General features: G+C 63.6%; 19 protein-coding genes. 9 read left to right on the top strand and 10 right to left on the bottom strand.

Translation table 11 applies throughout. The features are described from left to right. Window positions 1-298: 298 nt before the first annotated feature. The 5 genes from K288_RS45575 to K288_RS45565 form a co-directional block, all read right to left on the bottom strand. The gene (locus K288_RS45575; RefSeq protein WP_051334547.1) at window positions 299-727 is read right to left on the bottom strand and encodes a hypothetical protein; all 429 of its coding nucleotides are present in this window, start codon (window positions 725-727) and stop codon (window positions 299-301) included. A gap of 92 nt (window positions 728-819) precedes the next feature. Next, window positions 820-1,263: a hypothetical protein gene (locus K288_RS0115615; protein WP_027580412.1), complete on the bottom strand. Its 444-nt coding sequence runs from the start codon at window positions 1,261-1,263 to the stop codon at window positions 820-822. 33 nt (window positions 1,264-1,296) lie between these two features. After that, window positions 1,297-1,566: a hypothetical protein gene (locus tag K288_RS45570; RefSeq protein ID WP_043159941.1), complete on the bottom strand. Its 270-nt coding sequence runs from the start codon at window positions 1,564-1,566 to the stop codon at window positions 1,297-1,299. A gap of 138 nt (window positions 1,567-1,704) precedes the next feature. Beyond that, window positions 1,705-1,980 carry a hypothetical protein gene (locus K288_RS0115605; protein WP_244443151.1) on the bottom strand — a complete coding sequence of 92 codons (276 nt, stop codon included), beginning with the start codon at window positions 1,978-1,980 and terminating at the stop codon, window positions 1,705-1,707. A gap of 12 nt (window positions 1,981-1,992) precedes the next feature. Next, window positions 1,993-2,457, bottom strand: a complete 465-nt coding sequence (locus K288_RS45565) for a hypothetical protein (RefSeq protein WP_043159928.1) — start codon at window positions 2,455-2,457, stop codon at window positions 1,993-1,995. Between the two features lie 507 nt (window positions 2,458-2,964). Here K288_RS45565 and K288_RS45560 point away from each other — a divergent pair. The 7 genes from K288_RS45560 to K288_RS50590 all read left to right on the top strand — a co-directional run bounded on the left by K288_RS45560 (window position 2,965) and on the right by K288_RS50590 (window position 11,501). Then, window positions 2,965-3,054, top strand: coding sequence for a K(+)-transporting ATPase subunit F (locus K288_RS45560; protein ID WP_043159927.1), 90 nt, complete (start codon window positions 2,965-2,967; stop codon window positions 3,052-3,054). 117 nt (window positions 3,055-3,171) lie between these two features. Continuing rightward, window positions 3,172-4,875, top strand: coding sequence for a potassium-transporting ATPase subunit KdpA (gene kdpA / locus K288_RS0115580; protein ID WP_027580410.1), 1,704 nt, complete (start codon window positions 3,172-3,174; stop codon window positions 4,873-4,875). 23 nt (window positions 4,876-4,898) lie between these two features. Beyond that, a complete protein-coding gene (gene kdpB, locus K288_RS0115575) occupies window positions 4,899-7,013 on the top strand; it encodes a potassium-transporting ATPase subunit KdpB (protein WP_027580409.1) in 2,115 nt (704 codons plus the stop codon). A gap of 113 nt (window positions 7,014-7,126) precedes the next feature. Beyond that, window positions 7,127-7,729, top strand: a complete 603-nt coding sequence (locus K288_RS0115570) for a K(+)-transporting ATPase subunit C (RefSeq protein ID WP_027580408.1) — start codon at window positions 7,127-7,129, stop codon at window positions 7,727-7,729. A 42-nt stretch (window positions 7,730-7,771) separates the two neighbouring features. Further along, the gene (locus K288_RS0115565) at window positions 7,772-10,495 is read left to right on the top strand and encodes a sensor histidine kinase KdpD (protein WP_027580407.1); all 2,724 of its coding nucleotides are present in this window, start codon (window positions 7,772-7,774) and stop codon (window positions 10,493-10,495) included. After that, window positions 10,492-11,181 (top strand): response regulator transcription factor, encoded by a 690-nt coding sequence (locus K288_RS0115560; protein WP_027580406.1) that lies wholly within the window; start codon window positions 10,492-10,494, stop codon window positions 11,179-11,181. Before K288_RS0115565 ends, K288_RS0115560 begins: the two co-directional genes overlap by 4 nt. A 68-nt stretch (window positions 11,182-11,249) precedes the next feature. Then, window positions 11,250-11,501 carry a DUF6496 domain-containing protein gene (locus tag K288_RS50590; protein ID WP_084799605.1) on the top strand — a complete coding sequence of 84 codons (252 nt, stop codon included), beginning with the start codon at window positions 11,250-11,252 and terminating at the stop codon, window positions 11,499-11,501. 109 nt (window positions 11,502-11,610) lie between these two features. On the opposite strand, the gene K288_RS0115550 is transcribed toward K288_RS50590, so the two are convergent. Beyond that, a complete protein-coding gene (locus K288_RS0115550) occupies window positions 11,611-12,492 on the bottom strand; it encodes a Ku protein (RefSeq protein ID WP_027580404.1) in 882 nt (293 codons plus the stop codon). A 110-nt stretch (window positions 12,493-12,602) separates the two neighbouring features. Here K288_RS0115550 and ligD point away from each other — a divergent pair, with 110 nt between their 5' ends. Further along, on the top strand, window positions 12,603-15,263 hold the full coding sequence (ligD, locus tag K288_RS0115545; RefSeq protein WP_027580403.1) for a DNA ligase D: 2,661 nt from the start codon (window positions 12,603-12,605) through the stop codon (window positions 15,261-15,263). 216 nt (window positions 15,264-15,479) lie between these two features. On the opposite strand, the gene K288_RS50585 is transcribed toward ligD, so the two are convergent. Beyond that, the gene (locus tag K288_RS50585) at window positions 15,480-15,644 is read right to left on the bottom strand and encodes a DUF3309 family protein (RefSeq protein WP_084799604.1); all 165 of its coding nucleotides are present in this window, start codon (window positions 15,642-15,644) and stop codon (window positions 15,480-15,482) included. Window positions 15,645-15,803: 159 nt separating this feature from the next. Between K288_RS50585 and K288_RS0115535 the strand changes: the two genes are divergently transcribed. Further along, the gene (locus K288_RS0115535) at window positions 15,804-16,115 is read left to right on the top strand and encodes a polyhydroxyalkanoic acid system family protein (protein ID WP_027580402.1); all 312 of its coding nucleotides are present in this window, start codon (window positions 15,804-15,806) and stop codon (window positions 16,113-16,115) included. Between the two features lie 165 nt (window positions 16,116-16,280). Here the strand turns inward: K288_RS0115535 and treY are convergent, their stop codons facing one another. The 3 genes from treY to glgX are packed head-to-tail and all read right to left on the bottom strand — an operon-like array spanning window position 16,281 to window position 22,889. Continuing rightward, window positions 16,281-19,055 carry a malto-oligosyltrehalose synthase gene (gene treY / locus K288_RS0115530; protein WP_027580401.1) on the bottom strand — a complete coding sequence of 925 codons (2,775 nt, stop codon included), beginning with the start codon at window positions 19,053-19,055 and terminating at the stop codon, window positions 16,281-16,283. A gap of 4 nt (window positions 19,056-19,059) precedes the next feature. Further along, window positions 19,060-20,817 carry a malto-oligosyltrehalose trehalohydrolase gene (treZ, locus tag K288_RS0115525; RefSeq protein ID WP_027580400.1) on the bottom strand — a complete coding sequence of 586 codons (1,758 nt, stop codon included), beginning with the start codon at window positions 20,815-20,817 and terminating at the stop codon, window positions 19,060-19,062. After that, on the bottom strand, window positions 20,814-22,889 hold the full coding sequence (gene glgX / locus K288_RS0115520) for a glycogen debranching protein GlgX (RefSeq protein WP_027580399.1): 2,076 nt from the start codon (window positions 22,887-22,889) through the stop codon (window positions 20,814-20,816). Before glgX ends, treZ begins: the two co-directional genes overlap by 4 nt. Between the last annotated feature and the right edge of the window lie 2 nt (window positions 22,890-22,891).

Below are 22,891 nucleotides of genomic sequence, written 5' to 3'. Positions count from 1 at the left end.
ACGATCCATCACACCCAAGGCCGCCTCCCCAAAAGCAGCCTTGAATCTGATTTGCTCCTAAAAGGGAATCCTTAGAGTCCACACCGCCTAGAGCATGATGGGATAAGGTCGAATTGTGTCCGCATGGGCGCTGCCTCTTTTCACCTCTCCCATAGGGAGAGGTCGGCGCGTAGCGCCGGGTGAGGGGATCTGCTCTATCGAGGGACCGTAGCCCCTCACCCGCGCCTCCGGCGCGACCTCTCCCTTCGGGAGAGGTGAACTTGCGGCTAAGCCGATTCAACCAAATGACATCGCGCATCTAGCCCGTGCGGCGACGTAGATCAGGCCGCGCAGTGGTATTGCCGCGCGGTGCCAGTCCGCGCCATAGCCAGCTATTGACCTTGGGTTTTCTGATGCGCGGCGGCGCCGTTTCGATTTCGATCTCGACCGCGCTTGCGAATGCACGCTTCAGGCGGGGATCCTCGATGCGCTCGAGATACTGACGCAAGATGGCATCGGCGGCGTCATTCTGCTGCAGAATGGAGCTGCAGAGGTCGGCACTGATCTTGCGAAAGAAGCTGAAATTCGCCTGCTCCTCGTAGCGGCGGCCGCCGCGGTCGATCTCGGCGGCGACCGCCATTACGTTGAGCCGATCGGCATTATCGAGCGTTACTGCAAAGCGCAGAAGCGCCAGTTGCCAGGCGCGCAGCAGCCTGCCGTGCCATTCAACCGGATCCTGCGATTCCATTCGTAACGCCTTCCCAGAGCATCGTCGGTTCTGATTGAATCAGAACCGAAGCTCTGGATTCTTGTTTGACGCGATCGTCCGCGCTTCGCGATTCACGCCGCTATTTCCATTTGCACGAAGCCCTGGCGATGAGCGGCAAGGACGAGACCGCGCTGGCACCTCACGCCCGCCTCGATCCGAAAGCCCATCTGCTCCAGCTTCCTTCGGATGTTGAGGCAGAATTCGCCTTCACGAGAGTCGATCAGGATCGCTATGGTGGCGTTGGCACTGAGGAACTGCGAGATTTCCAGGAGCGCCGCCTCGATCGCTGCCAGGGATTTGTCGCCTGTCAGCAGGCCGATGCTGTGCTGCCGCCTGGGCAGTCGGCAAGTTGCGGTTGTCGCGACCTGAACGAAGCCGCGCCGGCGCAGTGAAAGATAGAGCTCCATGGCTCCACTTCCCGCGATGATCGCGCGGTGCAGGTTGGACAGGTGCGTCAGCGTGATCATCGTGTCGATGACCTGGTCGCGGTCAGCAACGGAACAGGGCTGCACCATCTTGATCCTCCTGAATGTGGGCGGCGAGCCGGATCAGGCGACGCGTCGCGTGGCTGCTAGTTGCGAGGGCGCGGCAGAGGAACTGCTGTTCATGTCGAGTTCGAATTCGCGCGACAGTTCGACGATGGTTTCTGGATGGTGCCCGTTCTCGAACAGCGCGTACTTCACTGCCTGGGCGCGATTGACGAACAGCCCGCCGTAAAGGCCGTTCTGTTCCTGGGCGACCCACTGGCCGCGCCTGTTTCTTCCGATAAAGACGATGGTCGACGTGGACCTACACGATGGAGGTTCGTCGAGCTTTATGTTTACGAGTTTCATTTTTGTGATTCCCTCACGAGACTTGGTAACGCGTTCAATATCTTTGCGGGTGGATATGAAATCGAGGAGGGCGGGTAACCGATCTCATAGGGGACGTATAAGGTCGCAGGGGCTGTCGCAGGATCACCGGCCGGCGGCCGCCGAAGCGAGCGCGCAAAGCGCGGCATAGCCTGCCATCTCGTCCCAATGGTTGAGATCGACGCCCATGAATCGCTCCCGTCTCATCAAGGCCATGACGGCACAGAGGATGGTGGACATCCAGAGCAGCGCTATGAGGCTGCGGCCGAAGCCGATGCTGCCGAACAGCGCGAAACCGGTCAGGATGAGCAGCCGAAAGCAGAATCGGACCAGGACCTGGGCCGATTTCAGCTTTTCCGGCAGGTTTCGTAGCGGCTGCACGGCGCTGCTCGCTCAGGCGAAATTGTCGCTCAGCATCGTCTGATAGAAGCCATCGGCATGACGTTCGACGCTAGGCACGCTGGGCCGGCTCGACGGTGTGGTGATCTGCTGGGCTTCGACGAATGCGCAGAGGATGGCAAGCGCCAGGTCGGCGTGATGCGTCTCGATCGATTGATCGAGCCAGTCGGGCAGTTCGCGCTCGCGCGACAGCGAGCAATACCATTCGCCGTCGTCGTAGGCGAGGCGACGGACCTGCCATTGCGGCAGCTCCAGGTCGAGCAGCGCCAGCGCCGCATCGGTCCACGCGCCCAGTTTGATCAATCCCTCGACGCGCGCCGTCTTGCTGCGCTGCCCTTGTGAGGGAAAGCGCCGGCAACAGTCGCGGATGAGTTCGGACATCAATTCGACTGTCACTCTACCGGCATCCCGCAGCCGAAGGCTGAGGTCGGCGGTAAGGGGTTCTGAAAGCAGTGACATGGCGAGACCTATCGATCATGCGGCTTGGCGAAATGCCGCAGGTCAAAGGTGGTCAAAACGCCATTTGAAAACGAGATGGGGAGGCGGCCGGAAATATAGGGATTTCATAAAGATGGGTAGGACGTGCGATGCGGAACCTCGCCCATCGTCCTGGCGGACGCCGGGACCGGATCACCATTCTGTGTTTGGAAGCGCGCTGTGGCCGCCACACCTATTGGGCAATAATGACACCGGAGGTTGTGGGTGCCGGCTGCGCCAAGGCTTCGCCGCGGGCGCAAGCGAGGGACGAGGATCTTTATAAGATTCCTATAACGACGCCGCAGCCTACATCTCGAAAACCTATGCGGCGGGTGGCACCTCACCTCGGAACCAAAACGGGCCGTTTGTCGGCCCGTTACGCATAGGAGCCTCCAATGCTTGATCTCGTCATGCTGGTGCTCGCCGCGGCATTTTTCGCAGCCGGCATAGGCTACGCCTACGCCTGCGAACGGCTGTGAGGGGCGCGCCATGATTTTCGATTATTCGCTCGCCGGCCTCGTCTCGCTCGGTCTTCTCTTCTACCTCGTCTATGCGCTGCTGCGCCCTGAGCGGTTTTGAGCAACGCCATGTTCATGCTCGGCCAGCTTCTCGTGGCAGATGCGGCGCTGACCATCCTGCTGGTCGGCGTGCTCGCCGTGCTGCTGCGCTCCAAGCCCATTCGAAAGGTTTAGTGTCATGACCGCCATCGGCTGGTTTCAGATTATTCTCTTTTGCGCCGTCATCGTCGCGCTGGTCAAACCGCTCGGCTGGTACATGACGCGCGTCTTCAACGGCGAGGCGACCTTCCTGTCGCCGGTGCTGCGCCCGGTGGAGCGCGGGTTCTACTGGATCAGCGGCGTCGACGAAGGTCGCGAACAGCACTGGCTGACCTATACGGTCTCCATGCTGCTGTTTCATGTCGGCGGCTTCCTGATCATCTATGGCGTGATGCGGCTCCAGGCCGTGTTGCCGTTCAATCCGGCGGAGCAGGCCGCGGTCGCCCAGGATCTGTCGTTCAACACCGCGGTCTCCTTCCTCACCAACACCAACTGGCAGAACTACGGCGGCGAGAGCACGCTGTCGTACCTGGTCCAGATGGTCGGCCTGACGCATCAGAACTTCCTCTCGGCGGCGACCGGCATCGTGCTTGCGGTAGCGCTGATCCGCGGTTTCGCGCGCGCCTCGATGCGCACGATCGGCAATTTCTGGGTCGATGTCACGCGCTGCACGCTCTACATCCTGCTGCCGATCTGCATCGTCTATTCGCTGTTCCTGGTGTCGCAGGGCATGCCGCAGACGCTCGGGCCCTATGTCGATGCGACCACGCTCGAAGGCGCCAAGCAGACGATCGCCGTGGGTCCCGTGGCCTCGCAGGTCGCGATCAAGATGCTCGGCACCAATGGCGGCGGCTTCTTCAACGCCAATGCTGCGCACCCGTTCGAGAATCCGACCGCGCTGTCGAACTTCGTGCAGATGCTCTCGATCTTCGTGATCGGCGCCGCGCTGACCAACGTATTCGGCCGCATGGTCGGCAACCAGCGCCAGGGCTGGGCTATCCTCGCCGTGATGGGCGTGCTGTTCATCGCCGGCGTTTCTATCTGCTACTGGTCCGAGGCCAATGGCACCACCGCGCTGCAGGCGCTGGGTCTTACCGGCGGCAACATGGAAGGCAAGGAGGTCCGCTTCGGCATCGTCGCCTCCTCGCTGTTCGCGGTCATCACCACCGCGGCTTCCTGCGGCGCCGTCAATGCCATGCATGACAGCTTCACCGCGCTCGGCGGCATGATCCCGTTGATCAACATGCAGCTTGGCGAAATCATCGTCGGCGGCGTCGGCGCCGGTCTCTATGGCATGCTGCTGTTCGTCGTGCTGGCGATCTTCGTCGCCGGGCTGATGGTCGGCCGTACGCCGGAATATGTCGGCAAGAAGATCGAGGCGCGCGAGGTCAAGATGGCGATGCTCGCGATCCTGGTACTGCCGCTGATGTATCTCGGCTGGACCGCGGTTGCCGTGGTGTTCCCGCCGGCTGTGGCTTCGATGGCCAACGCCGGGCCGCATGGTTTCACTGAGGTGCTTTACGCTTACACCTCGTCGACCGGCAACAACGGCTCGGCCTTTGCGGGCCTGACCGGCAACACCTTCTTCTACAACCTGACGCTCGCCAGCGCGATGTTCGTCGGCCGCTTCTTCATGATCATTCCGGCGATGGCCATTGCGGGTTCGCTGGCGCAGAAGAAGTCGGTCCCGCCGTCGGCCGGCACGTTCCCGACCACCGGCGGCCTGTTCGTCGGCCTTGTCGTCGGCGTGATCCTGATCATCGGCGGCCTCACCTTCTTCCCGGCGCTGGCGCTCGGACCGATCGTCGAGCATCTCGCAATGAACGCCAACACCCTGTTCTGATCGAATTGATTGGAGTCACATCCATGGAAACCATGAAACTGCAAAAGCAGGTGAGCGCGTCGACCATGCTCGACCCGAAAATCCTCGTACCTGCGATCAAATCGTCTTTCGTCAAGCTCAATCCGCGGCTGATGGCGAAGAACCCCGTGATGTTCGTGGTCGAGATCGTCGCCGCGCTCACCACGGTGATCTTCCTGCGCGATCTCTTCACCGGCGCGGAGAGCCTCGGCTTCACCTTCCAGATCATCCTCTGGCTCTGGTTCACAGTGCTGTTCGCCAATTTCGCCGAAGCCGTCGCCGAGGGCCGCGGCAAGGCGCAGGCGGATTCGCTGAAGAAGACCCGCACCGAGAGCCAGGCCAAGCTGCTGGATGGTTCGGGGCAGAACTATCGCCTCGTCCCCGGCACCACGCTCAAGGTCGGTGATATCGTGCTGGTCGAGGCTGGCGACATCATCCCGTCCGACGGCGAGGTGATCGAAGGCGTGGCCTCGGTCAACGAAGCCGCGATCACCGGCGAGTCCGCGCCCGTGATCCGTGAATCCGGCGGCGACCGTTCGGCGGTGACCGGCGGCACGCAGGTGCTGTCGGACTGGATCCGCGTCCGCATCACCGCGGCGCAGGGCTCGACCTTCATCGACCGCATGATCCGGCTGGTCGAAGGCGCCGAGCGGCAGAAGACGCCGAATGAGATCGCGCTGAACATCCTGCTGGCCGGCCTCACCATCATCTTCGTGTTCGCGACCGTGACGATCCCGAGCTACGCGGCCTATGCCGGTGGCTCGATCTCGGTCGTGGTGCTGGTGGCGCTGTTTGTGACGCTGATCCCGACCACGATCGGTGCGCTGCTCTCGGCGATCGGCATCGCCGGCATGGACCGCCTGGTGCGCTTCAACGTGCTGGCAATGTCGGGCCGTGCCGTCGAAGCCGCCGGCGACGTCGACACGCTGCTGCTCGACAAGACCGGCACCATCACGCTCGGCAACCGCCAGGCGACTGCGTTCCGTCCGGTGCGCGGCGTCACCGAGCAGGAGCTCGCCGATGCAGCGCAGCTCGCCTCGCTCGCCGACGAGACGCCGGAAGGCCGTTCCATCGTCGTGCTGGCCAAGGAGAAATACGGCATCCGCAGCCGGGAGATGCATGAGCTCGCGGCAACTTTCGTGCCCTTCACTGCGCAGACCCGCATGAGCGGCATCGATGCCGGCTCGTCCGCGGTCCGTAAGGGCGCGGTGGACGCGATCCTCAATTATATCGGCGGCGGCACCGCGCAGTCATTGTCGAGCGGCAATGCGGTCCGCGCCCTCCAGGCCAACGTCAGCACCGACGCGGCCCGCGAACTGCAGAGCATCGCCGACGAGATCGCCAAGGAGGGCGGCACGCCGCTCGCCGTGGCGAAGGACGGCCGGCTGCTCGGCGTCATCCATCTCAAGGATATCGTCAAGGGCGGCATCCGCGAGCGCTTCGCCGAACTGCGCCGCATGGGCATCCGCACCGTGATGATCACCGGCGACAATCCGATGACCGCGGCGGCGATCGCGGCCGAAGCCGGTGTCGACGACTTCCTGGCGCAGGCAACCCCCGAGGACAAGCTCAAGCTGATCCGCGACGAGCAGGCCAAGGGCAAGCTGGTGGCGATGTGCGGCGACGGCACCAACGACGCGCCGGCGCTCGCCCAAGCCGACGTCGGCGTCGCCATGAACACCGGCACGCAGGCCGCGCGCGAAGCCGGCAACATGGTCGACCTCGACTCCAACCCGACCAAGCTGATCGAGGTGGTCGAGATCGGCAAGCAGCTCCTGATGACCCGTGGTGCGCTGACGACGTTCTCGATCGCCAACGACGTCGCGAAATATTTCGCGATCATCCCGGCGATGTTCCTGGCGTTCTACCCGCAGCTCGGCGTGCTCAACATCATGGGTCTTTCGAGCCCGCAGAGCGCCATCCTGTCGGCGATCATCTTCAACGCGCTGATCATTGTCGCGTTGATCCCGCTGGCGCTGAAAGGCGTGGCCTATCGCGCGATCGGCGCCGGCGCGCTGCTCCGCCGCAACCTGCTGATCTACGGCTTGGGGGGCATCATCATCCCCTTCATCGGCATCAAGGCAATCGACCTCGTGGTCGCGGCCTTGCACCTGGCCTAATGAACACCGTCATTGCGAGCGAAGCCAAGCAATCCATCTCTCCCCGTGCCGAACCATGGATTGCTTCGTCGCTTCGCTCCTCGCAATGACGGAGAACACTTTGGAGACGTAACATGCTTAGAGAAATTCGTCCCGCCATCGTCCTTCTGCTGTTGCTGACGGCGGTCACGGGCCTTGCCTATCCGCTCGCGATCACTGCCATCGCCGGCGCGATCTTCCCGTCCCAGGCGCAGGGCAGCCTGATCGAGAAGGACGGCAAGGTCATTGGCTCCGCCCTGATCGGGCAGGAGTTCAAGGAGGACAAATATTTCCACGGCCGGCTGTCGGCGACGGTTGCGCCGGATCCGAACGATTCCTCCAAGACGGTGCCTGCGCCCTACAACGCGGCGAACTCCGGCGGCTCCAATCTCGGCCCGACCAGCAAGGCGCTGAACGACCGCATCAAGGAGGATGTCGAGAAGCTGAAGGCGGAGAATCCGTCCCAGCCGGTGCCGATTGACCTCGTCACCACCTCGGGAAGCGGCCTCGATCCCGACATTTCGCCGGACGCGGCGCTCTTCCAGGTGCCGCGGGTGGCAAAAGCGCGCAACCTGCGGGAGGCGCAGGTCCGCGAGATCGTCGAAGCCAACACCAAGGGCCGCTTCGTCGGCGTGCTCGGCGAGCCTCGGGTCAATGTTCTGGCCCTCAACCTCGCCCTGGACGCGGCTGCGAAGTAAAGGCGGCTAGGCCGAATGCCATGACGCGACTATATTTGCTCTATGGCAAATGAGCATCGCGATCTCGAGAAACGACCTTCGCCGGACGCGCTATTGGAAGCCGCCCGGCGAGAGAACGATGCTTCCGGGCGGCTGAAGATCTTCGTCGGCGCCGCCCCCGGCGTCGGCAAGACCTACGAGATGCTGGAAAGCGCGCATTCCAAGCTCAAGGCCGGCATCGATGTCGTGGTGGGTCTTGTCGAGACCCACGGCCGAGCCGAGACCGAGGCGCTGCTGCAGGGGCTCGAGGTGATGCCGCGCAAGCGGATCGCCTACAAGGACCAGGTGCTCGAGGAGATGGACCTGGATGCGCTGATCGCGCGCCGTCCGCAGCTTGCCATCGTCGACGAACTCGCCCACACCAACGCGCCCGGCAGCCGGCATCCGAAGCGCTATCTCGACGTCGAGGAACTGCTGTCCCACGGCATCGACGTCTACACCGCCGTCAACGTCCAGCACATCGAAAGCCTCAACGACGTCGTAGCCCAGATCACCCATGTGCGGGTGCGCGAGACCGTGCCCGATTCGATCTTCAACCGCGCCGACGCGATCGAATTGATCGACCTGCCGCCCGACGACCTGATCCAGCGATTGAAAGAGGGCAAGGTCTATGTGCCCAAGCAGGCGGAGCGGGCGCTTCAGCACTATTTCTCGCCCGGCAACCTGACCGCGCTGCGTGAACTGGCGCTGCGGCGGACGGCCGAGCGGGTCGACGAGCAGTTGCTCAACCACATGCAGGCCAATGCCATCGCCGGTCCCTGGGCCGCGGGCGAACGCGTCCTGGTCTGCGTCAGCGAGGATCCGCGCGCGGCAGGCCTCGTGCGCTACGCCAAGCGGCTTTCCGACCGCCTGCACGCGCCGTGGACTGCGATCAGCATCGAAACCCGGCGCAGCCTGCAGCTCAGCGACGAGCAGCGCGACCGGCTCGCCGATACGATGCGGCTTGCCGAATCGCTCGGCGGCGAGGCGCTGACGATTCCGGCCGTGCATCGCCAAATCGCAGACGATCTGATCAGTTTTGCGCAATCCACCAACGTCACGCATGTCGTGATCGGCAAATCGTCGCGTTCGCGCTGGTTCGAGATCCTGCGCGGCTCGGTGGTGCACGAGCTGGTGCGGCGCTCCGGAAACATCAGCGTGCATGTCATCGCCGGCGAGGATCTGCCTGCGGGCCTCGACAACAGGCCGGCGGTGCAGACCGCGACGCGAACCGAATCGTTCAACCCGTGGCCTTACGTGAACTCGCTCCTGATCGGCGGCCTGGGACTCGCTCTGGCTGAGCTGGTTCACCCCTATTTTGGTGTCGAGAACGTCGATCTGGTGTTCCTTACCGCTGTGGTCGTGGTGGCCGTGCGCTATGGCCTGTGGCCGTCGCTGCTCACCAGCGTCGCGGCTTCGCTGTGTTACAATTTCTTCTTCCTGCCGCCGGTCTACACCCTCACGATCACCGACCCGACCAATATCGCAGCGTTCTTCTTCTTCATGCTGATCGCGCTACTCGTCTCCAATGTCGCCGCGCGGGTGCGGGTGCAGGCTGATACGGCGATCGGCCGCGTGCGCATGACCGAGTGGCTTTACGCCTTCAGCCGCAAGCTCGCGGGCACTGCGACGCTGGATGACGTGCTGTGGGCGACCGCCTACCAGATCGCGCTGATGCTGAGGGTGCGCGTGGTGCTGCTGCTGCCGGAAGACGGGCTGCTCGTGGTGAAGGCCGGCTATCCGCCGGAAGACCAGCTCGACGACGCCGATCTCGCGGCCGCGAACTGGGCCTGGTCCAACGATCGGCCGGCCGGCCGCGGCTCGGACACGCTGCCTGGCGCGAAACGCCTGTTCCTGCCGATGCGGACCGGCCGCGGCCTGATCGGCGCCATCGGCATCGACAATGACAAGACTGGCCCGCTGCTGACGCCGGACCAGCGGCGCCTTCTGGACGCGCTGGTAGACCAGGGCGCGCTCGCGATCGAGCGCGTGCTGCTGGTCGAGGATATGGACAAGGTCAAGCGCACCGTCGAATCCGAACGCCTGCGCTCGGCGCTCTTGACTTCGATCTCGCACGATCTGAAGACGCCGCTGGCTTCCGTGCTCGGCGCTGCCTCGACCATGCGCGATTTCGCCGGCAACCTCACCGATGCGCAGAAGCACGATCTGCTCGCGACCGTGATCGACGAGTCCGAACGGCTGAACCGCTTCATCGCCAACCTGCTCGACATGACCAAGCTCGAATCCGGCGCGATCGTACCGAACACGGCGCGCCATGACGTCGGGGAGATCGTCGGCAGCGCGCTGCGCCGCGCCGGCAAGATCCTGGTGCGGCACAAGGTCTCGCTCGATCTCGCTGCCGATCTGCCGATGCTGGAGCTCGACGCCGTGCTGTTCGAGCAGGTGCTGTTCAACCTGCTCGACAACGCCGCGAAATACGCGCCGCCGGACACCACGATCTCGATCCGCGGCTGGCGGGATCGGGATGCGATCGTGCTGCAGGTCATGGACGAAGGCAGCGGCATTCCGCCGGCCGAACTTGAAAGTATCTTCGACAAGTTCTACCGCGTGCAGAAGGGCGATCATGTCCGCCCCGGCACTGGCCTCGGTCTTGCGATCTCCCGCGGATTCGTCGAAGCCATGCATGGCACGATCTCGGCCGCCAACCGCACCGACCGCAGCGGCGCCGTGTTGACAATCCGGCTGCCGATCCCGGCGGCTACTGCTGCGCTGGATACCGCTGCATGAACGCAACACCGATCAAGGTCCTTGTCATCGATGACGAGCCGCCGATCCGCAAATTGTTGCGGATGGGGCTGAATACGCAGGGCTACGAGATCCTCGAGGCCTCCAACGGCAAGGCGGGACTGGAGATGCTCGCGCAAGGTCCCGCGCTGATCATCCTCGATCTCGGCCTGCCGGACATCCAGGGCCACGACCTCTTGCGCATGATCCGCGCGCGCAACGAAAGCGTGCCGATCGTGGTGCTGTCGAGCCGCGGCGATGAGGCGGGCAAGGTGCAAGCGCTCGACTTCGGTGCCGACGATTACCTGACAAAGCCGTTCGGAATGGATGAGCTGCTGGCGCGGCTGCGCGCGGCGCTGCGCCATCAATTGCAGGTGCAGGGTGAACGGCCGGTGTTTCGCACCGGTGATCTCTCGGTCGATCTCGTGCGCCGCATCGTCAAGGTCGGCGATCGCGAAGTGAAATTGTCGCCGAAGGAGTACGACCTGCTTCGTGTGCTGGTACAGCACGCCGGCAAGGTGCTGACGCATCGTTTTCTGTTGAGGGAATTGTGGGACGAACTCACCGATGCGCAATATCTTCGCGTCTATGTGCGTCAGCTTCGCCAGAAGATCGAGGCCGATCCCGAGCGTCCGCAATTCGTGCTCACCGAAACTGGCATCGGCTATCGCTTGCGCGCCGCGGACTGAAGCGGGTTGCATAGGCGGAACTTTCTTCGGGCAAGGAAATTAATCTCCTTCAACCGGGAGATATGCCAATGGCACGAAAATATTCCAGGAAAACATCCGGCGACGTCAGGCGCGCGATGAAGAAGCGCAAGGCCGGCACGTTGAAGAGCGGCCGGTCCGGCCGCAAGGTCAAGAGCCGCAAACAGGCGATCGCGATCGGACTTTCGGAAGCACGCGCCAAGGGCAGGAAAGTCCCGAAGAAGGCGTCGAAGAAGAAAGCTTCCAAGAAGAAAACGACGAAGAAGCGGAAGACCGCAAAGAAGCGGAAGACGAAGCGGTAGGCCGTTGCGACACCCGTCATTGCGAGCGTTAGCGAAGCAATCCATCTTTCCGCGTGCGGAAACATGGATTGCTTCGTCGTTCCGCTCCTCGCAATGACGGTGGCTACTGCTACCCCGCCTTGCGTGCGCGGGTGGTCGAGCGATGGGCTTTCCGCGCTGTGCGACGGTGCGATGGCGGCCGGCGCGCCGTCGAACGACCTCGCTTCGCCGTCTTGCCGCCCTTCAGGCTCTGCTTCAGCGCATCCATCAGGCTGACGACATTGCTCGGCCGCTCTTCGGGCTCCGGGGCCTCGATCGGCTTGCCGGCCGCCTTGCGCCGCACCAGCGTCTTCAGCGCGTCCTCATAGTCGTCCTTGAATTTCGAGGGATCGAAATGGGCCGCCTTGCTGTCGAGGATATGGCCCGCCAGCTCGACCATGTCCTTGGTGATCTTCGGCGTCTTGATGTCGTCGAAATAGTCGGCCTCGTCGCGCAGCTCGTAAGGATAGCGCAGGGTGGTGCCGAGCAGGCCCTTGCCGAGCGGCTCGATCGCCATGACGTGCTCGCGGTTGGTCAGCACGATCCGCGCCAGCGCCACGCGGTCCTGGTCCTTCATCGCGTCGCGGATCACCGCGAACGCATCAGCGCCGGCCTTGCCGTCGGGCGCGATATAATAGGGATGGTTGAGATAGCGCTTGTCGATCTCATCGCTGGGCACGAAGCTTTCGATATCAATACTGTGATTGCTCTCGATCTGGACGGACTCGAACTCCTCCGGTTCGATCTCGACATACTTCCCTTTCCGGAGCTCATAGCCGCGCGCCTTCTGGTCGCTTTCGACGACGTCGCCGGTCTCGGCGTCCACCATCTGCTGCTTCAAGCGGTTGCCGGTCTCCTTGTTGATCATGTGGAAGCGGGTTTTGGCAACCGAGGTCGAGGCCGGATACAGCGCCACCGGGCACGTCACCAGCGAGAGCTTCAAGGTGCCTTTCCAATAGGCGCGAGGAGCCATTACATTCTCCGGATATCTCAGAGTATGGGAACTTCAACCGATGCGAGGGGTTTTGGTTCCTGGTATATACCGCCGCAAGGCGGCGGCCATTTGCGTGAGGTGCACCCGTGCTGCAGAGAAACCTGTCCACCTACCGCAAGAAGCGCGACTTCTCCAAGACCGACGAGCCCTCCGGCGAGGTCAAGGTCGCGCCATCCAAGCAGCGGCGCTTCGTGATCCAGAAGCATGACGCCACGCGGCTGCATTACGACCTCCGTCTCGAAATGGACGGCGTCTTCAAGTCATGGGCGGTGACCAAGGGGCCGTCGCTCGATCCGCACGACAAGCGGCTTGCGGTGGAGGTCGAGGACCATCCGCTCGATTACGGCGATTTCGAAGGCACCATTCCGGAAGGCCAGTATGGCGGCGGCACCGTGATGCTGTGGGACCGCGGCTATTGGGAATCGGACGATCCCGAAGCCGGGTTCAAGAAGGGCGATCTGAAGTTCACCCTGGACGGCGACAAGCTGCATGGAAGCTGGGTGCTGGTGCGGATGCGCGGCGATCGCTTTGGTGGCAAGCGCACCAATTGGCTCCTGATCAAGCACCGCGACGAATACGCCAAGGAGGAGGGGGAAAGCGTCCTCGATGAGGATTGTTCTGTCGCTTCCGGCCGCACGATGGAGCAGATCGCGGCCGGCAAGGGCAGGGCGCCGAAGCCGTTCATGCTGGCGAAGAGCGGCCGTGGCGGCGCGAAGGCCGATGCGGTCTGGCAATCCAACCGCGAGGAGACCAGCGCGGCGCGTCCGAGGACGAAAGCGCCGGCGCCCAAAACGCTGGCGTCCAAGTCGCGCGCTTCCGCCAAAGCCAAGGTAAAGAAGATCGAGGCGATGCCGGACTTCGTGGCGCCGCAGCTCTGCACCGCCGTCGATCGTCCGCCAGGCGGAACAGGCTGGTGCCACGAGATCAAGTTCGATGGCTACCGCGTGCAATTGCGTGTCGAGGACGGCGAAGCCACGCTCAAGACCCGCAAGGGCCTCGACTGGACTGGCAAGTTCGATGCGATCGCGAAAGAGGGCAGCAAGCTGCCGGATCTGATAATCGACGGCGAGATCGTCGCGTTGGACCAGAACGGCACGCCGGATTTCTCGACATTGCAGGCGGCGATCTCCGACGGCAAGACCGACGATCTGATCTTCTATGCCTTCGACCTGCTGTTCGCCGAGAATGAGGATCTGCGCGCGCTGCCGCTCGCCGAGCGCAAGGCGCGGCTGAAGCGGCTTCTGGAAGCACGAAAAGGCAAGGGCAAGCTGATCCACTATGTGGAGCATTTCGAGAGCGGCGGGGATGCGGTGCTGCAGTCGGCCTGCAAATTGCAGCTCGAGGGCATCGTCTCCAAGAAGCTGGATGCGGCCTATCGCTCCGGCCGCTCCGAGCTGTGGACCAAGGCGAAATGCCGTGCCGGGCACGAGGTCGTGCTGGGCGGCTGGAAGACCACCAGCGGAAAATTCCGCTCGCTGATGGCCGGCGTCTATCGCGGCGATCATCTGGCGTTTGTCGGGATTGTCGGCACCGGCTTTGGCCAGGACACCGTGCGCCGGCTGTTGCCGGTGCTGAAGGCGCATGAAGCCGACGAGAGCCCGTTCGGCGGCGAGAATGCACCGCGCAAGACCCGCGATATCCATTGGCTGACGCCCGACCTCGTCGCCGAGATCGAGTTCGCCGGCTGGACCGAGGGCGGCAATATCCGGCAGGCCGCATTCAAGGGACTGCGGCAGGACAAGCCGGCCAAGGAGGTGGAAGCGGAGGAGCCGGCCAGGACCGAGATCGCCGAGCCGAAGCCGGGCAGGGCTGTGGCGAGGGCCGCGAAATCGACTGCGGATAAATCCTCTGTCGTCATGGGCGTCGTGATCTCGAAGCCCGACAAGGAGCTGTGGCCGAATGCCTTCGACGGTGAGGCCGTGACGAAGATCGATCTCGCGCGCTACTACGAGGCGGTTGGCGAATGGATGATCGTCCATCTCAAGGGCAGGCCATGCTCGATCGTGCGCGCGCCCGACGGCATCAATGGCGAGAAATTCTTCCAGCGTCATGCGATGCAGGGCATGTCGAACCTGCTGGAGCTCGCAAAGGTCTCGGGCGACCGCAAGCCCTATGTGCAGATCGATCGGGTCGAGGGATTGGCGGCGGTTGCGCAGATCGGCGGGCTCGAGCTGCATCCCTGGAATTGCGCGCCCGATCTCTACGACACACCGGGACGACTGGTGTTCGACCTCGATCCCGCCCCGAACGTCGAATTCTCCGATGTGATCGAGGCCGCCAAGGACATGCGCCAGCGGCTTTCGGCGGTCGGGCTCGAGAGCTTCTGCAAGACCACCGGCGGCAAGGGCCTGCATGTCGTGGCGCCATTGCTTTATGGCACGAAGGACCGCGTGAGCTGGAAAGAAGCCAAGGCGTTCGCGCAGGCGATCTGCCAGTGGATGGCCAATGACGATCCCGAGCAATATCTGCTCAACATGTCAAAGAAGCTGCGCAAGGGAAAGATCTTCCTCGACTATCTGCGCAACGACCGGATGTCGACCGCAGTGGCGCCGCTGTCGCCGCGCGCACGCGAAGGCGCCACCGTCTCGATGCCGCTGACCTGGGCGCAAGTGCGCGGCGATCTCGATCCCAAGAAGTACACGGTGCGAACCGTGCCGTCGCTGCTGGCCAGGAGCAAGGCGTGGGATGGCTATGATGATGCCGCCTCGTCGATCAAGGCCGCGATGAAGAAGCTGGCGGCGCAGAAGTAGCAGTGCGTAGGGTGGGCAAAGCGCAGCGTGCCCACCACTTCTCCGCGATTGTGTTCGTGAATGGTGGGCACGCTACGCTTTGCCCACTACGATTTCTACGACTCGTCATTGCGAGGAGCGAAGCGACGAAGCAATCCATATCTCCACCTGCGGAGAGATGGATTGCTTCGCTTACGCTCGCAATGACGGGAACGAATCATCGGATTGGGGTGAGCGTCAGATCCTCCCGAGCAATAGCAGGATCAGCAGGATGACGATCACGAGTCCAAGCCCGCCGCCGCCGTAGTAGCCGGTGCCGTAGAACGGTCCGCCGCCCACGCCGCTGAAGCCGCCCAGCAGGAGGATGATCAGAATGATAAGTATGATCGTTCCAAGTGACATATATCTTTCTCCTCAGCCCGGAGGGCCTGGTTGCGTTCTGCCCTTCGCCTGAGGAAACGAACCGAAATCATGAAGGTTCCGGCTTTTGCGCGGCACGGATCGGCCTTCTGTTCGGCTGACGTGGCACTACATGCAGTTGATCATAGGAGGATTTTTCCAATGTCTGCTCCATTGGTCGTTTCGATTCCACATAGCCTTGGCCGCGAGGAAGCGATGCGTCGCTTGAAGACGGGGCTCTCCCGCGCCACGACCAGCGTGCCGGTGCTCAAGGTCGACGAGGAGCGCTGGGAGGACAATCGCATGATCTTTCGCGTGCACGCGCTCGGACAGGCGGCGACCGGCCATGTCGATGTCAACGAAGATCATGTGAAGGTGGAAGTGACATTGCCCTGGCTGCTGCAACGCTTTGCCGAAGTCGCGCAAACCGCGATCCGTAATCGTGGCCGCCTGTTGCTGACGAAACGCGATTGATGCGCGGTGTATCCGCGAAGAACGCTGCGCTCCCTCTCCCGCTTGCGGGAGAGGGTTGGGGTGAGGGTGTCTCCGCGAAAAGAGCAGAGATTATCTTCGGAGAGAGCCCTCACCCGGCGCTGCGCGCCGACCTCTCCCGCAAGCGGGAGAGGTGGCGTCGCTTGTTCAAGCGCGGACGCGCTTTCGCGCCGGCCTTGGAGCGGCGGCGACCTTTGCCTTGAGGACGGCAACGGGCATGTGCCGAAAGAGCGTGGGGAGCCGAAGCTCGTTCTCGCCGGCGTCGGTGACATAGCCTTTGACCGCGACCGCGCCATCGAAAGCGTCCGCTCTCGGCCAGACACGGCCGATTTCGGTGAAAGATGCAAAGGACTTTGCAGCGACGACGATGACGGCGTCGCGCTCCCATTGTCGCGCAAAGGCGACGACATGATCGCGGTGCGGTCCGCTCGTCTCCAGCGGCAGATAGTTGCCTTGCGTGAACACGTCGGGGAGTTCGCTGCGAAGCCGCAGCAGGTGGCGCGTCCAGGCGAGCTTCAGCCGACCATCGGGCCACTCGCGCACGAGCTGCGCCCAGTCCGGCGTGGCCAGCGCGGCAAGAGCGGATGCGCGCGCGGCAAAGTCGACGGGGCGGCGATTGTCGGGATCGACAAGCGAGAAATCCCAGAACTCGGTGCCCTGGTAGAAGTCGGGCACGCCGGGAAGCGTCGCCTTCAGCGTGAGCTGGCTCAGCGAGTTCAGCGCGCCCAATAGCGACAGCCGCCGTGCCAGGGTTTCCAGCGCGTTCAGGAATTCGGCCGAGCGCGAACGGTCCAGGATGCGCTCGAGGAACGTCTTGACCCCGGCCTCATAGGCCTGGTGCGGATTGAGCCAGCTCGTCTCCTGCTTGCCTTCGCGAGATGCCTTCAGCGCATAGGCCTGCATGCGCTCGAGGAAGTGGGGATCGTCGGGCTGCCATGCGCCAAGCAGCGCCTGGTAGAGCATGTACTCGAAGGTCGCCGACGGCGCGCGAAATTCGCCGTCGACCACAAGATGCGGCGCGTTGAGGACTTTCCAGCGCGATACCGCGCTGGTCCATTCGCCGGGAATTTCCGCCAGCGCCAGGATGCGGGCACGGGCGTCCTCGCCGCGCTTGGTGTCGTGGGTCGCGGTCGCGGTCATGCCGTGCGGCGATTCATTGGCGCGCCTCTGCATCATCTCGTGAAATGCGTCGACAGACAGCGCTTTCGTGGCGGGATCGCCGCCGACCTCGTTCAGCGCGAGCAAGCGGTGATAGCGGTAGAAGGCGGTGTCCTCCAGCGACTTTGCCATCATCGGCCCGGTGAATTGCTGCACCTTCTGCGCAAAGCGGCGGACGCGCGGCGCGCTGTGAGTGGCGCGGCCGGGCTTGATCAGGTCCATGGTCAGCGCGTCCTGGAGGAAATCGAAAATGCCTTCGTCGGCGGCGAACCAGTCCGTGCGCGCCCGCGCGATCGTCTCGGCGATCAGCGCCCGATCGTGCGGCGTCGGACCGGAGGCGCTGAGATAGGTGCGATAGACCGGGAAGTGCAGCACGTAGAGCTCGAGCGCCTGCCGCAGGCTGTCGGCGGAAAAATCGCGGGTCGAGTAGTGGCCGTTCGCGATTCGCGCCAGCAGCCGCCACAGCACGGTGAACTCGCTGGTGAGCAGCGTCTCGAGCACGCGGCGCTTCGCTTCTTTCAGCACCGGCGCCAGCCTCGGCGAGCGGTTGCTGATCTGTCGCCAGATCTCATCGAGCGGCTCCAGGCCCTTGCCCTCGGCCAGGACCTGGGCGATCGCGTTCATCCATTCATAGCCGGTGGTGCCGTGAACGCCGGCGAGCGCGGGCAGCTTCTCGTGCTCACCGAGGATCTTTTCGATCACCAGATAGAACGGCCGGCCGCCGCCTTGCGCATGGCGGATCAGGCGGCGCAGCCGCTGGCAATATTGCGCGGGATCGCACAGGCCGTCGATATGGTCGAGCCGCAATCCCTGCAGCTTGCCTTCGGCGATCAGCCGCTGCACGAGCACGTGGATCGCCTCGAACGTGCCGGCGTCCTCGACGCGAATGCCAGCGAGATTGTTGACGTCGAAGAAGCGGCGGTAGTTGATGTCGCTGGAGGCGAGCCGCCAATGGCCGAGCTTGTAGTGCTGGCGTTCGAGCAGGTGATGCAGCGCGAGCGTTTGCGCTTGGCGGCCCTCGCCGGCGCGATAGATGGGTAGCCCGCGCGTGATGATCTCGGCGGCATCAGCGATTGCCTTCAGTTCCGCCTTGAAGGCCGGTGCTTCCTTCCGATTGGGATGCCGAAATCCCCGGTAGCGCGACGCGAGCGCGAGAATGCCCTTGCCGGCGTCGCTCTCGGCCGCATCAGCCTCGCGCACGATCGTTCGCAGCATCTCGCCGTAGCGCTCGGGCGCGATCGGCAGGCGGTGCTCGAAATACCAGGCGGAGAAGCTGCCTTCTTCGGCATCGTAGCGCAGCTCGATCTCGCCACGCTCCAGCGCCTGGCCATAGGACGAGCCGAGGATCGGCAGCAGCACGCCGCCGCGGGCGCGGTAGGGCAACTGCTCCCAGTCGATGTCGAAGGAGATCGCGTGCGGCGATGTCGGGCCCCATTCGAGCACGTCGAGCCACCAGGGATTGTCGTCGAAATGCACGCCGACATGGTTGGGCACGAAGTCCAGGATCAGCCCGATATCGTGCTGCTTCAGCGCCGCATTCAGACGCTCGAAGCCGGCCTCGCCGCCGAGTTCCGGATTGAACTTCGTGTGATCGACGATGTCATAGCCGTGGGTCGAGCCCTTGCGCGCCTTCATGAAAGGCGAGGCATAGAGATGCGTGACGCCAAGCGCCTTGAGATAGGGGACGACTTCGGCGGCGGCGTCGAAGTCGAAATCGGCGGTGAGCTGCAACCGGTAGGTCGCGATCGGAATCGCGGGGGGCATTCTTCTATCCGATGTGCCAGCACACCGACCAAGGAGGGACGTTATCGCCCAACGCACTGCCCCACATCAATGTTCCCGCAGGCCGGTCTTTCGGCGCCGCGATCTCGCGATCCCCGAGATTGGCGGTCAGCGACAGCCGCCTGCCGTCGCCCATGCGCCAATGCGCCGTCAGCAAGGCGTTATCCGCACGCGCGTCGCCGAAACTGGCGCCTTCGAGCCGCGGCGTGATTTCGCGGCGGCGCATCGCCAGCAGGCTTCTGACCAGCGCCAGCCGCGTCCGCCCCGGCTCGCGGTCGCGCTCGGTCCAGTCAAGCACGGCCGATCGAAAGGTCGATTGGTCCAGCGGATCGGGAATCTCGTCGCCATATTTGGCGTACGCCCACGCATATTCCTCGCGCCGGCCTCTGCGGACGGCATTGGCGAGATCGCCGTGGAAATCGCAGAAGAACGGAAACGGCGCCTTCGAGCCCCATTCCTCGCCCATGAACAGCATCGGCGTCATCGGCGCCAGCAGCGTGATCGCGAGCGCGGCCTCGATGGCCTTGGGATCGGCGAGACTCTCCAATCGGTCGCCGAAGGCGCGATTGCCGATCTGGTCGTGGTTCTGCAGGAAGTTGACGAAGCAGGTCGGCGACAGCGCGCCGCTCGGCTCGCCGCGGGGAATGCCGCCCCAGAAGGCCGAGACCTCGCCCTGATAGACGTAGCCAGACGCCAGGGCACGCGCGAGGTCGCCACGCGGCGAACGCTGGTAATCGCCGTAATAGCCTTGCGCCTCGCCGGTCAGCATCACGTGCCAGACGTGGTGATAGTCGTCGTTCCATTGCCCGCGATATTTGCCGCGCGGCGGGTCCTCGGTGGCGTCGAGCAGGCTCGCGCGATTATCGCTGTTCTCGAGCACCATGTTGATGTGCCGGCCGGTTTCTGCGGCCAACTTGCCGACGGCGATGCTGAGATCGTGCAGGATCGGGATTTCGCCGGCCTCCACGATGGTGTTGACGGCATCGAGCCGCAGGCCGTCGAAGCGGTAGTCGCGCAGCCAATGCACCGCGTTTCCGATCGCGAAGTCGCGCACTTGTCTGGCGCGATAGTCGATGGCGCTGCCCCAGGGCGTGTGCGCGTCGGTGAAGAAATTGGGCGCATAGCGGCCGAGATAATTCCCTTCGGGGCCGAAATGGTTGTAGACGACATCCAACATCACCATCAGCTCACGCTGATGCGCAGCGTCGATCAACGCTTTCAAATCCTCCGGCCGGCCATAGGCGCTGTCCGGCGCGTACCACAGGACGCCGTCATAGCCCCAGTTGCGTGTCCCCGCGAAATCGGCGAGCGGCATCAATTCGAGCGCGATGATGCCGCTCTCGACGAGATGGTCGAGCCGGTCGATGATGGCGCGGTAGGTGCCCTCTGATGTGAAGGTGCCGACATGCGCTTCGAGGACGACAGCCTCATGCCACGGCCGCCCGCGCCAGTCGGCGGCGCGCCACGGGAAAGCGTCGTGATCGATCACCTCGCTCGGGCCGAACACGTCGTCGGGCTGGAACGCGGAAGCGGGGTCGGGGACGTCGATTTCGTCATCGATGCGGAATTTGTAGCGCGCGCCGGCGGCGACGCCAGGAATTTTCGCGGTGAACCAGCCATCGTCGCCGCGGCTCAGCGCATGCGGCTTGTCGAGCAGCACGTCGACACGCCTGGCAGCCGGCGCCCACAGCCGGAACAGCGCGCCGTCCTTGGTCAGCAGGGGGCCGAAATGCCGATCATTCATGCCGAGCCCGCAAAGGCGAGCACCGAGCGGGGAGGCGCCTTGGTGTCGGCGCCGGACGCGAAATCAACGGGCATCTGCTTGTTCTCGGTGGTGTTGAGCACCTGGCGCCAATTCCTGTACTCGGGCATCACAGGCATCTTGAACGCGATCTCTTCCGGTGCAGCATTCAGCACAATAAAGATCGGCGCGTGCCCTGGTTCCATCGGTCCGAGCACATAAGAGAGAAAGCGTCCTTCCGGAAAATTCCAGTCGGACTCCTTCATGTCTTCCGCCGCCGGCGTCAGCCAGAGCACGCCGTAGGAGCCATCGGCGCGGCGGCCGTCCAGCCAGCGCTGCGAACGAAGCTGGGCGAACTTGCGGCGCAGTGCGGTCAGATGGCCGACGAAAGCGGTGAAGTCCTCGGTCTCGTCGCCAAAATTGTCCCAATTGACCCAGCCGACCTCGTTGTCCTGGCAATAGGCATTGTTGTTGCCGTTCTGCGAATTACCGACCTCGTCGCCGGCGAGCAACAGCGGCGTGCCCTGCGCCAGCAACAGGCAGGCGAGCTGGTTCTTCCGCAATTGGCGGCGCAGCGCGATGATATCAGGGTCGTCCGTCGGGCCTTCGACGCCGCAATTGTTGCTGTGATTGTCGTTGGAGCCATCGCGATTGTCTTCGCCATTGGCTTCGTTGTGCTTCTGGTTGTAGCTGAAGAGGTCCATCAGCGTGAAACCGTCGTGCACGGTGATGTGATTGACGCTGGCGCGCGTCGCGCGGTTGTCGTGATTGAACAGGTCCGATGACGCCGTCATGCGGCGCGAGACTTCGCCGATCAGGCTGCCTTCGCCGCTCCAATACCGCCGCATCGCGCTGCGATAGCGGTCGTTCCACTCCGACCATTGCGAGGTGAACGCGCCGACCTGGTAGCCGCCGAGACCGAGATCCCAGGGTTCGGCGACGAGCTTGACGGTGGCGAGCACCGGATCCTGCCTGACCGCGGTGAGGAAGGACGCAGTGCGGTCATAGCCGTTCGGTTCGCGCGCCAGTGTGGTTGCGAGATCGAAGCGGAAGCCGTCGACATGGCAGACCTCGACCCAGTAGCGCAGCGAGTCCATCACCATCTGCAGCACGCGCGGATGGGTGAGCCTGACCGAATTGCCGCAGCCGGTGAAGTCGTCGTAGTAGCGCGGATTGTCCGGCTTCAGCCAGTAATAGGAGGCGTTGTCGATGCCGCGGAACGACAGCGTCGGACCCATATGGTTGCCCTCCGCGGTGTGGTTGTAGACGACGTCGAGCATCACCTCGATGCCGGCATCGTGCAATCGCGCCACCGTGGTGCGGAAGGAATCGAGCGCATTGTCCTGGGCGTAGCGCGGCTCCGGCGCGAAGAAGGCGAAGGTGTTGTAGCCCCAGTAGTTGACGAGCTTCTTCTCGACCAGGATGCGGTCGTCGATCAGGCCGTGGATCGGCAATAGTTCGATCGCGGTAACGCCGAGCCGCTTGAGATGGTTGATCATCGCGGGCGAGGACAGGCCGCCATAGGTGCCACGCAGGTTCGGCGCGACATCCTCGCGCTTCTGCGTCAGTCCCTTGACATGGGCCTCGTAGATGATCGTGTCTTCCCAGGGGATGTTGGGACGGATTTCGCGGCGGCCCCAGTTGAAGGTCTCGTCGACGACGACCGCCTTGGGCATGCCGCGGGCATTGTCGCGCCGGTCAAAGGAAAGGTCTTCGCGCGCGCTGCCGGTGCGGTAGGCGAAATGCGCATCGCTCCACACCAGCCGTCCGGAGAGCCGCTTGGCATAGGGATCGAGCAGGAGCTTGTTGGAATTGAATCGGTGGCCGCGCTCCGGCGCGTAGGGGCCGTAGACGCGATAGCCGTAGAGCTGGCCCGGCGAGACGTCGTTGAGATAGCCGTGCCAGACGTCCTCGGTTCGCTCCGGCAGTTCGATGCGTTCGAGTTCGCGCCGGCCCTGGTTGTCGAACAGGCACAGCTCCACCTTCTCCGCGTTCGCAGAGAACAACGCAAAATTGGTACCCCTTCCGTCCCAGCTGGCGCCCAGCCGGGACGACGTTCCCCCAGTCAGTCGCATAC

The organism is Bradyrhizobium sp. Ai1a-2, from assembly GCF_000426245.1.
Lineage (GTDB): Bacteria > Pseudomonadota > Alphaproteobacteria > Rhizobiales > Xanthobacteraceae > Bradyrhizobium.
Note: the sequence above shows the minus strand (reverse complement) of the source record. Positions and strands in the feature narration are given on the sequence as shown.